Below are 11,234 nucleotides of genomic sequence, written 5' to 3'. Positions count from 1 at the left end.
CGTTGGAGAGCGGAAGAGTCCGCGCCCGGGGTAGGTTCTGTATTCAGTTTTCAAGGAACAGTGCCAGGGGGAACTCCGGCTTGGGCTCGAACGGCGAAGGCGATTGGCAGCGGCTTCGTTTCGTTGACGCGCGGTTGCTTGGCCGGGCTGTGGTGATTAAAGGGCCGAGAACTTGTAATTCAGGTTGGGCAGTCCGTCATCGCGCATCGGGTTGGTTTCGTTTCGTGGAACTCGCATGGGCTGGAGGTCTGCCAGCGGGTCCTGGTTGTCGGGGTGGTTCGTTTCGATGCCGGTGGTGAGGTGTTCGAGGGCGCGGCGGGGTCGGCCATAGCCTTCATAGAAGAAAAGTTCATCGGTGTTGCTGGTCAGGCGGGTGACTTCGGCCAGGGGGACGTTCTCACGGACGGCTTTGACGACATCGGGGTGTTGCTGGGCGAGGGCGGCACGTTCGGTTTGGAGTTTGCTGAGCTCCTTGATGGCGCGGTAGAGGCCGCGTTCCAGGTCGCGACGGTAGCGGGCGTAGCGGTCGAGTTGGGCTCCGTGGGAGTCGGTTTCGGCCAATGGGTCCGTTTCGGCGAGGATCAAACACTCGAAGGATTCGATGCGGCGCAGGTTCCAGGTGTGGGTGAGGATGCGGTGGAAGATCTCCTCCTCAATGCAGTTCGCGGGCCGGGTGTCGAGGCGCAGGGCGGCTTCGAGTGTGGTGAATGCGGCGCGGTCTTCGGGCGTGATGTCGAGATGTTTGGCTGTGAAGCCGTGGCTGCGGGCGTTCTGGGATGAACGGGCTTTGCCCTCGATGGTGACGGGTCCGGTGGACTTCCTGGCGTTGGCCTGGTTGGCGTTGATCTGAGCTGCGGTAGCCATGATTTCTATCTCCTTGTAAATGAAAATGGCCGGCGTGGGTGCCGGCGCGATTCCAGGGTAAGGGGTACGTCAAGGGGAAAAGGGCGGCTTTGGGGAGGGTCGCGTTGAAAATAAACGGAAAAAAGAGTTTCGGATGCGGTTATGAAGAAATCCTCAATGTTGGAATTGGGGGAGAAGTGGGGGCGGGGCGACCTGTTTGGCGCGGCTAAGAGCTTCCCGAGGAAGATCCGGGCTGGCCATCACCGGGTGCTTCCAGGTCGCGTCAAGTAATTGTGTCGGCCGGCGAACACTCGCCTTCCGTGTCTTTCTCGATGCCATTTCTTTTCAATGGTTTGGCGATGGTTGTTAACGTGCGTCAATGAAGAGGGTGTTGGGTTCGACAGGAATGAGAACAACTATGAAGATACTGATGGTGCTCACATCCCACGATCAACTGGGCGAAACCGGCCGGAAGACAGGCTTCTGGCTGGAGGAATTCGCCGCCCCTTATTTCGTCTCCCGGGACGCCGGTGTTGAGCTGACATTGGCCTCGCCGAAAGGTGGTCAGCCCCCGATCGATCCGAAGAGTGGCGAGCCAGGGAATTAGACGGGGGCAATGGCTCGATTCACGCAGGATTCACAGGCGCAGAAGGCGCTGTCCGAAACCCGCAAGCTGTCAGACATGAAGTCTGAGGACTTCGCCACCATATTCTACGTCGGAGGCCACGGCCCGCTGAAGCGGGGCGGTGAGGTTGCCGGAGCCATCGGCGTCAGCGGAGGAATGACCGACCAGGATCAGGCTACAGCGGAAGACGAGGCGAAGGCGTTTTGAACTGGGCTATCTACCCGGCCTCGCCGGCGGGTCCTGCCGAATGAGATGCAGCGGGAAGCCCGTGCCGCTTCGGCGCACTGCGCGGGAAGTGCCCGGGCCTCGCTGGGAACTACCGGTCTGGTTGAAGCTCCCTTAGTGGCCCAACTTAGCAGAGCGAGCTCTTCGATCGAGTGTGCCCGGGGTCGTTTCGAATGAGCCGCTGAGCAGTTGCGGGTTAACAATCGCCAGCCTGACGCTCATAGGTTTCCGGCAGGCGGCGAGTGCTGGACTCTGGCGCGGCAGAAACTGCCGTGACCTTTCCAATGGAGTGAAGTAGCCATGCCAATCAACTCTGCTTCTGTGATGGTCTTTCAACTTGAAACCAGGGCAATCCATTGCGAGCCCCTTGCGATCGCAGGGCCTGATGCCCAAAATGACGCCGTGTGGCCGCCCTACCGCTGCAGCACATCCGATGCGCGGAGAGGAAATCCGCCTGGAAGTCCACTCCTGGAACGGGGCGCGCTCGGTTTGTCAGTTGAACGACACTCGCCCGCAGGGATTTCCCGGTGCGTCCATGCTACTCCAGCAGGCCATTGAAGACGTGGGTGCGGATTCACCTTGCCGACTGACGCTCAGCGGCGCTATACGCTGGGTGCGCCGAGTCACGGATGAATGCCGTGCGGCCGTGAGCGGCGTCCACTGTGCTTCTCGCGCTCTGTCGGGTCTGGAGGGTGCCTTTTCGACGCTCGTTGAGGAGGCAAGATGCTCTCCGGGTGGTAGGATTCGGGTTTTTGTCCAGGGAAGGCCACGGACGCTAGATCCGACCATGCAGGAGCAGCTCGTTTTGATCTGCCGGGAAGCGTTTGTGAATGCGATGCGGCATTCTCAAGCGACGAGCATCGAAGTCGAGATCCAGTACCGGGGCGGCCGGGTGCAAGTCTTCGTTCGTGACAACGGTTGCGGAATCAATCCCCTGGCGGTTGAGGAGGCGACTGCGCATGGCGGTCTTTGCGTCATGCGGAACCGGGCAAAGAGCATCGGCGCTCGATTCGGAATTTGGAGCAGGCCCGGCGCTGGCACGGAGGTGCTCGTCGCTGTTGCGTTGGACTCTGCAACCGGCGCTGATTGAGATACTTGCCTGGCTGGGCAGCGCCGTGTGGTGATTTTGAATCTCAATGGCCAAGCTCGAACCGGGTTAGAATCGGCCGCGAGGGAAGCTTTGTTGAGGGTTATTGCGCAGCTCATCCGAGCGGAGGGTTTGAGCGGGTTGGGAAAGCTCCGCAGTTGGAGCACCCCGAATTGCGCGTCTCGGCAGAGTTCGGCCGGGCTCGCGGCCTTGACGTCGCTTGTTTCTCCTGGCGCCAGGTGCTGGCTCACAGGAATCAATAGGACCACGCATCGCGTCAATTCCTGTGGTTGAATTGGGCCTTTTCCCTGCCGGACCGCGAGGAGGGCGCCGCATTGGAACTGGTGACCGCCGACGGCTGGCGGCCCCGTGTTCAGCGAGGGGTGGATCAGGAGACTCTGGAAGTGGTGCTGGATGCGTTGCAGCCCAACCCACGATCAGCCTCCCCGCAGCGGTGCGCGTCTATCCCTACACTGCGCCTTGCGACACGCGGCGCGGTTTCGATGGGCTCATGAATCTGTATGCGTCTAGTGAAACCATGCCCGATGAGCACGAGACATGGCGTCGACGACTACGCCTGTAGCGGCTTCCTGTTCCCGGCCAGCAGTTCGTCCAAATGTTGGATCGGATGTTCCGCGATGCGCCCAGCGCGTTGCATAAGTACGCGCAGTGATCCATTTTCTCTCGTTGCCGGGACAATTACCCGGCTCCCAAACTCGCGGGGCAGATGGCAACCGCCCCTGCAATGATATAGTTGGTGAAAAATCGCTCCTGGTCGGGAGCGATTTGTTGAGCCTGTTCTGGGACCGGACTCGCCGCACTCTGGGGGGAGACGATCGAACGCATCGGCAAGTATGAGATCGCGGCTGAGCTTGGCAGAGGCGGGTTCGGCCGGGTTTACCGTGCCTTCGATCCGGTGGTCTCGCGTCCTGTCGCGATCAAAGTCCTGACCGAGAGCGCCGATGCCGCCATGCTGGCGAGGTTTCGCAACGAAGCGTCCGCTGCTGGCAATCTCCACCACAAAAACATCGTTACGATTCACGACTTCGGCGAAGACCGGGGCATGGCATACATCGTGATGGAACTGCTGGAAGGAGAGGATCTCAACGAAGCCATCCACCGCAAACGTGAGCTGACCTTACTGCAAAAGATGCACGTCATGTCGCAGGTGGCGGAGGGTCTTCACTGCGCGCATGCAAATGGCGTGCTGCATCGAGACGTGAAGCCGGCTAACATCATGCTGCTGCCGGACTTGACGGTAAAGATCATGGATTTCGGGATTGCCCGCCTGGTGGATGGGGAGGGAACCCGCTTGACCCAGCAGGGGTATCTGGTGGGCAGCATCCCCTATATGTCGCCAGAGCAGTTTCTGGGCGCCGAGACAGACGGGCTTTGCGACATATTCGCCTATGGGGTGATCTACTACGAGTTGCTGACCGGAAAGCATCCCTTTTCGGGTCCAACGGCTCCAGCGGTGATGGCTTCCATCATGAATCAGGAGCCCAGAAGCCTCAAGGAATACTTGTCCGAGTGCCCGCCCGCCCTGGCTGAGGTTGTCCACCGGGCGATGGCGAAAGACCGTTCGCTGCGCTACCAGTCCATTGAAGAATGCAGGCTGGACGCGGAGCCGATCATGATGGAACTGCAATATGAAGAGGCAGTTTCGCTGTTGTCCGAGGCGCAGGGGCATTTTGTCAGCGGCGAATTCAATGCCGCGTCGAAGATCCTCAAAAGGGTGCTGGAACTCGATCCCGGAAACAGAAGCGCGCGGCGTCTTCGGGAGAATGTCCGGGAGGCCACCAGACGGCAGGCGCTGAAGCACGAGGTTGACGCACTGCGGTCGAAGGGGCACGCAGAGCTACAAAGCAGGCGCTTCCAGGACGCGGTCCGGTGGTTCGAGAACGCCCTGGCCCTGGATCCCTCCAACAGCCAATTGATTGCGCTGGTGGAGCAGGCCCGTTCGTTGCTGGAGCAGAGCCGCCGAGCCGCCGAACTGATCACCAGTGCCAAGAAAGGATTGGAGCACAACGACCTCACTGGGGCCTTCAAGCACGCTTCAGAAGCCGCCGAAAGCGACCCCGAGAATCCCGAGGCGATGCAACTGCTGGACGAAATTCGACGGCAGATGCAGGAACGGGACCGTGGGCAGCGCCTGAAAGCCGAGTTGAGCCGCGTGCAGGCGATGTTTCTGATGCAATCCATCGATGAGGCAATTGCCGCTCTGACCGATCTGTCGGCGAAGTTCCCAGGCTCTCCTGAGGTCGCTTCCTCGATGGAACGGGCACAGGTGCTGAAGAAGGAGCAACTGCATCGCCAGCGATTGCAGCAGTATCTCGACGCTACCCGCCAGTTGCTTCGGGAAAATCGCTTGGAAGAGGCGTTGGTTCTGGCGGAGGGGCTGGCGAAAGAGTTCCCGGACCATCGTGAAGTAGTTGGGCTGCTGGGCTTTATTCGCGATGAGTTGCGTTTGAAGCAAAAGGCGGAGTTCGCGGCCGCCACGGCAGGCGATGCGGTTGCCTTGCGCAAAGGAGGGCAGTACGCGCAAGCCGTCGAACGGCTGGAGGATGGACTCCGGCAGTACCCGGGCGAGCAACTTCTATTGGAAACGCTACAGGCGACAATCGCGGACTGGTCCGCCTACAAGCGTAGAGCGGCCGTCAGCGAGGCCGTGCAGGGATGCCAGGAACTGATTGAGAAGCAGATGCTTGCAGAGGCCTTGCATTTGATCGACTCCTCACTGAACAAGTTTGCCGGCGACGAGTCACTCCTGCAACTGCGCCGGGACGCGGAAGCGGCCCTGGCCCAGCAGCGCAGAACGCAGGCGATCCGGGGCATTGAGGAGGACGCGCGGTCCTACCTGAAGGGCGGACGACCAGGGAAAGCGATTCCGCTCCTCCGGCATGGCATTGTGCGATTCCCCGGCGAACCGCTGCTGCTCTCTCTACTCGAAGAGGCCGAGCAGGCTATACAGGCGCTGCAACAGGCGGAAGCATTCGAACGCATGCGCCAGCGTTTGCGCGAACTCACAAGTGCCTGTGATTTTGAGCAGGCGCGTTCGGTGTTGGATCAAGGGGCGCGCGACTTCCCGGAGCGCGGCGAGGCGATCCGGTCGTTACTCACGGAGACGGCAGCGGCGAAGCGGGCATGGGAGCGCGAGCAGGCGCTGGAAAGAGAGCTGGCCAAGGCAGATTCCCTGTTTCGCCGCGGATTCTTCGAGGAAGCGCTCGATGTGACTCGCGAGGCCCTCGCCGCACATCCCGGGTCGGCCCGACTGCGGGAGTTGCGCGCAAAGATAGAAGCCGGCTGGGCGAAGCATCAGCGGGACCAGGCCGTTCGTCAAGTGGTGGAGGAGGCGCAGCGACAACTGGGTGAGGACCGTGTGAGCGAGGCCATCGCGACGTTGGAAGGAGCGCTGGCGCGGTTTCCCGGCGACTCACAAATCCAGCCGCTCATGGCCACTGCCAGGCAGCGGCTCCAGATCGCGCAGCAGGCGGGGGAGGTGGAAAAGATCCGCGCACAGGCCACCGGCCTTGCCGCGCGGGAGAACTATTCCGAGGCGATCCAACTGCTGAATCAGGCGATCCAGTTGTATCCCGACGCAGCGGTTTTGCGGGAGACCCACAAAGCCGTGTGCGATTCCCAGGAGGCTTGGCGGAAGCGTCAGGCGGTCGCACGCGCGTTGGAGGAGGCCGCGGCATTACGCGACAGGGGTTCATTGGATCAGGCGCTCCAGATGGTGGGGGATGCTCTCCACGCGCATCCCCAGGAACCGGAACTCCTGAGTATCCGGGCCCAACTGGCTGAGGAGAAGGCACAGCAGAAGAAGTCGGCGGCGGTGAAGGCGGCCGTGGGAGAGGCGGAGCGATTACTGGCCGGCGGGCAAGCCGCCGCGGCGGCCGCCCGGCTGGAGCAGGGGTGCGCTGAGTACCCCGGTGAGCCCGAGTTGGAAGCGCTTCTCGCGAAAGCCCGCGCGGCGGCACAGCAGCGGGCCAGACTGGACCAGCTGCTGGGCAAGGTGAACGCCCAGGTGCAGGCTAACGACTTGGACGCCGCGGTACGGAGCCTGGAAGCTGGAGTCCAGTCGTTCCCCGGCGAGGAGCAGATTGCGGCTCGCCTGGTGGCATTACGCGCTGACAGGGCGGCGCAAGAGAGGAACCGGGAGATCGAGGAGGCTGTTGCGAAGGCCGGCGAACTGCGGCAATCGGAACGGTACTCCGAAGGCGTGGAACTCCTACGGTCCCTGCCGAAGGAGTACGCCTCCGACCCGCGGCTCCAACGTCTGGAAAGGGAACTCTCGGACGGGCTCAAGATACAAAAAAGGAATGAAGCTGTCCGCGCGGTGGAGGCCGACGCACAGGCCTTGATCCGGCGGGGCGATTTCGCGGGCGCCAGCCAGATTCTGGGCAAAGCGGCCACTGTCTATGCGGGCGAAGCCGCGCTGACGAAACTGCTCTTCGAGGCGCAGCAGGGCCACCGGCGCAAACAGGAATTGGAGCAAGCTGTGGAAGAGGCGCGAGCGCTGCGAGCGCAGGGGCGCCATGAGGAAGCTCAATCGCAGCTCGAAGCGTGGACTCAGCGCTGGGGCGCGCATCCGGCTGTCACAGAGATGGCCGCCGAGGTGAGGATGGAGGCCGAACGCCTGCGCCGCGACACAGCCATCGCGGACGGCGAGGCCGAGGCCAGATCCTTGATCGCGAAAGGTGATTTCGAAGGAGCCCTCCGGGTTCTTGATGGTTTGACGGCACGCTATCCCGACCTCCCCGCACTGGTCCAGTTGCGCGAGAGCGCCGCGGCAAGCCTCGAGGCCAAGAGGAAGCAGGCGGAGATCGGCAGGGTTCTCGCCGGCGCCGAGCAGGAGATAGGCAAGGGACATTTCGCCGAGGCTCAGCGGATATTGAGAGACGGCTTGCGATCGCATTCCCGCAACGGCGAGATGGAGGCGCTGCTGAAAAAGGCCGCCGCGGCGCAGGCTGCCGCGGAGCTGCAGCAGTCGATCCTGATGGTGGTGCAGGACGTGAAGGACCTGCGCAGCCAGGGCAAGACGGAGGACGCCCTGCGCCGCGCGAACCGGGGGCTGAAGGAACTGGGACGGCAGCCTTTGCTGGTTGAGTTGCAGCGCATTGTCGAAGGCGAGGTCGAGAACCGCCGGCAGCTTGCGGAGATCGCCGCGGCCGCCCGGGACGCGGAAGCGCGATTGAAGGCAGGAGACGCGAGCAGCGCGGCGCGGGACCTGAGGAATGCGCTGCAGCGCTTTCCCGCCAACAAGGAACTGGAAGCCCTGCTGCGGTCGGCCGAATTGCAGCTTGCAGAGCAGAAACGCGCGCTCGAACGGGCCGAGGCCGTCGCCACAGCCATCCGCGAGGCCGATGAGAATTGCGGCGCGGGCCGGTTCACCGATGCGTTGAGGCGGCTCGACCAGGCGCGGCAGACCGTCGGGGCAGATCCGGCACTGCAAGCCAAACGCGACGATATCGCGGCCAGGATTGAGGCGCAGCGCAGGGAGCATAGGCGGCAGGCGACTCTCGCCCAGGCGCGATCCACCATTGCGGCGGGGCAACTGATTCCGGGAAGGCAAGCGCTGGAGGCGTTTGTCCGCGAGGAAGGCAACGATGCGGAAGTCGCTGCTTTGCTGGCCGAAGCATTGTCCAGGATTCGCCAGGCGGAGCAGGCCGCCACTCTCGAAAGGGTCCGCCTGGAGGCCCGGACTCTCACTGAGCGAGAGGACTTCGCCGGCGCCATACAAGCGCTGGAAGCAGGGCTGCGCGAGTTTCCCGGTGAACGCTCGCTCACGGAACTCCTGCAACGAGCAACGGCCGCCCGGCAGGCGCAGGTGCTCAGCCAGGCTATCGGCGCCGCAATTGACGAGGCGAACCGGTTGCGTCAGAAACAGAAATTCACCGACGCACTCAGACGCATCGAGCGGGCGGTCAAGGAATCAGGGCCGGATCCGCGGTTGGCCGCCGTCCAGCAGGAAGTCTCCGCGGAACTGGAGCAGCACAAACGAGCAGAGGAACTTCGAAAGGCGGAGAAGGCCGCCAAATCGCTGATCGACAAGGGCCGCTGCGAGGAGGCGCTGGAAGCCCTCGCGCGCAGTCGCGCTCAGTTTCCCGACGAGCCAAGCCTGGCGTCGCTGGCTGAAATTGCCGCTGAAAGGAGCCTGCAGAAGGCACGTGAAGCAGCCGCGGCAAAAGTGAACAAGCTGGGGCAAACAGCCGCCAACGTCCGCGAGCCCGGCAAGTTGCAGGCGCGCCTGGAGGAGGTCCGGCTACTGGCGGCGCCTTTCTCCGCCGATCGTGAATTTAAACTGTTGACCGAGGCGGCCATCGCCCAGATCCAGGCCGCCCTACAGGGATTGGAACCGCCGAAGGCCGCTACCTCACCACCTTTGAGCGGGCCGCCGGCCCCTGCCACAACCAAGCAACCCGTGGCCCTGGCGGCCGCTGTGCCTGCCGGCGTGGAAGAGTCCTCCCCATCCGAACCGGCGAAGGCGCCGCTCATCGCCGGCATTCCGCGCTGGGCGGCGGCGGCGGTTGTCGTAGTTGCCCTAATAGGGGGCACTGTCGCGATCCGGCGCATGTCCCATGCAGGGAAAGAGACGGCCACTGAAGGCAGCGCAGCCGGAGGTCCGAAACAGACGGCCATTCCGGAGCCTCCGCCGCCCATCCTCGAACTGACCACTAATCTGGCGGAAGCCACGGTGCAGGTCGACAATCGCCCGGCAGGAAAGCTTGAGAATGGTCAATTCCGCCTGACTGAAGCCGCACCCGGCAAGCACACCTTGAGGATCTCCGGTCCCGATGGGAATGCGTCATTGTCGTTCGAGGTTCACCGCGATGCCATGCCCGGGCTCGCCAATCTCATCAACTCGAACGAACTCAAGACCGTCGCCGTCGCCAGCTTTGCGGGCAAAATCCGGCTGCTGTGCAACTGCGCCGGTCAGCCGGTCGCAGTAGATGGGAAACCGTCGGGTGTGATGAAGCCGCCCGCGCTGGAAGTGGCGAGTATGCGAGCCGGAACGCATGAGTTGAAGGTCGGCAATGGCAGTCCTCTGGTTCTGATGACGCATGACTCTCCCTCAATGAATCTTTTCCTGACTGCCAATCGGGACGTCGGCACTCTGGTTGTCGAGACGAATGAAAGCGGAGCCGATGTCGTGGTGGGCTCGCGGCGCTACACCAGCCGCGGACTCCTGCAGCTTCCGTTGGAATCCAAATCGTATACGGTTCGAGTGGAGAAGCCGGGTTACGACACGACCGGGCAACAGTCCGTAGAATTGCACCGTGGCGAGGTGCTCCGCCTCTCTTTCCGGCTGACGCCGCGGGAGGCGAACCTGGAACTGGCGGGATTGGCTCCGAACGCGGAGGTCCTGGTGGATGGCCGGCAACACGGACTTGCGGGCGCCGATGGCCGCTACTCGGGCCGGCTGCCATCTGGTGAGCACACGATCGATTTGAGGAAGGACGGTTTCACGCCCCGGCAGATCGCCAGCCGCTTCGATCCTGGCTCGACTGTGCGCTTCGGACCGGAGCGGACACAGATGCAGGAGATCCGCAAGCCCGCGTCTCCTCCTCCGCCCGTTGAATCTCCGAAGCCGGCCGATCCGCGGGCTCTCGAGGCCCAGGAATGGGCCTCCCTGCAAAACACCCGCGACACCTCCGCGCTTGAGGAGTTCCGGAGGAAATTTCCAAATGGCCCGCATGCCGAGGAGGCGGGACACAGGATCGAACAGGTGGAATGGGCGGGTCTGAGCAGCACCAGGGACGTGGCCGCCTTGGATGCTTTCCAGAAGAAGTACCCGAACGGCCGTTTTGCCGCGGAAGCTGCCCGCGCGGTGGAGAAGATCGAGTGGGACAACCTGAATAAGTCGAACAAAGCGGACCTGGAGTCCTTTCTGCAAAAGCACCCGAGGGGCGCCAACTCTCAGCAGGCCAGGGACGAGCTGGCGAAGTTCGCAGGCGCCTCACAGTCGAAAGCCGACGAGCAGGCTATTCTGGCCCTGGTGAGCCGCTACTCTGCCGCATTCGCCGCGAAGAATGCCGACCAGGTTCGTGCCCTCTGGCCATCGATTCCAAGCCAGTCGCTGGCTCTTCTCAAAACCGCATTTAAGAACGCGGTTTCGATCGATTTGCAGTTGCAGCCGGAGTCGGCACCGGTCATCTCAGGGTCCAAGGCTTCGGTTGTCTGCGCCAGAAGCATGACCCAGAGATACAAGGACGGCGCACCGCCGGCTGCGCGGGACAGGGTCACAATCGGCTTCGTCAAGCAGGGGGACGCCTGGTCCATCTCGTCCATTCAATAAGGAATCTTGCGGACAAGAATCCCAGTTTGTAGCACTTGGCACCAAAGATTATCCTTGCAGCCGGCGAAGGCTACGATTACAATTTCTACAAACTTGACGATACTGGACTGAATCACAGATCGAAGCCTCACGCCACTGTGGATTGCCTGAGGAGA

At 62.5% G+C, this 11,234-nt stretch carries 3 protein-coding genes and 1 pseudogene; 3 read left to right on the top strand and 1 reads right to left on the bottom strand.

Annotation, left to right across the window (positions count from 1 at the left end; genetic code table 11):
* Positions 1 to 156: 156 nt before the first annotated feature.
* Complete coding sequence (locus IRI77_RS02170) at positions 157 to 864, bottom strand: hypothetical protein (RefSeq protein WP_194450450.1); 708 nt, start codon at positions 862 to 864, stop codon at positions 157 to 159.
* Positions 865 to 1,261: 397 nt separating this feature from the next.
* Here IRI77_RS02170 and IRI77_RS38540 point away from each other — a divergent pair.
* From IRI77_RS38540 to IRI77_RS02150, 3 genes and pseudogenes are all read left to right on the top strand, one after another.
* Positions 1,262 to 1,615: pseudogene (locus IRI77_RS38540) on the top strand (type 1 glutamine amidotransferase domain-containing protein); the annotation flags it as partial.
* A 463-nt stretch (positions 1,616 to 2,078) separates the two neighbouring features.
* Positions 2,079 to 2,783, top strand: coding sequence for a sensor histidine kinase (locus tag IRI77_RS38460; protein ID WP_323745308.1), 705 nt, complete (start codon positions 2,079 to 2,081; stop codon positions 2,781 to 2,783).
* 832 nt (positions 2,784 to 3,615) lie between these two features.
* Positions 3,616 to 11,079 carry a protein kinase domain-containing protein gene (locus IRI77_RS02150; RefSeq protein ID WP_323745377.1) on the top strand — a complete coding sequence of 2,488 codons (7,464 nt, stop codon included), beginning with the start codon at positions 3,616 to 3,618 and terminating at the stop codon, positions 11,077 to 11,079.
* Positions 11,080 to 11,234: the final 155 nt, after the last annotated feature.

Origin of the sequence: Paludibaculum fermentans, from assembly GCF_015277775.1 — a bacterium.
In the GTDB taxonomy this organism is placed as follows: domain Bacteria; phylum Acidobacteriota; class Terriglobia; order Bryobacterales; family Bryobacteraceae; genus Paludibaculum; species Paludibaculum fermentans.
The sequence above is the reverse complement of the archived record's forward strand: the minus strand, read 5'-3'. Positions and strand labels throughout refer to the sequence as shown.

Excerpts from the sequence above, each read along its gene's own strand:
- IRI77_RS02170 (WP_194450450.1), bottom strand. The coding sequence starts at position 864 with ATGGCTACCGCAGCTCAGATCAACGCCAACCAGGCCAACGCCAGGAAG.
- IRI77_RS38460 (WP_323745308.1), top strand. The coding sequence starts at position 2,079 with ATGCCCAAAATGACGCCGTGTGGCCGCCCTACCGCTGCAGCACATCCG.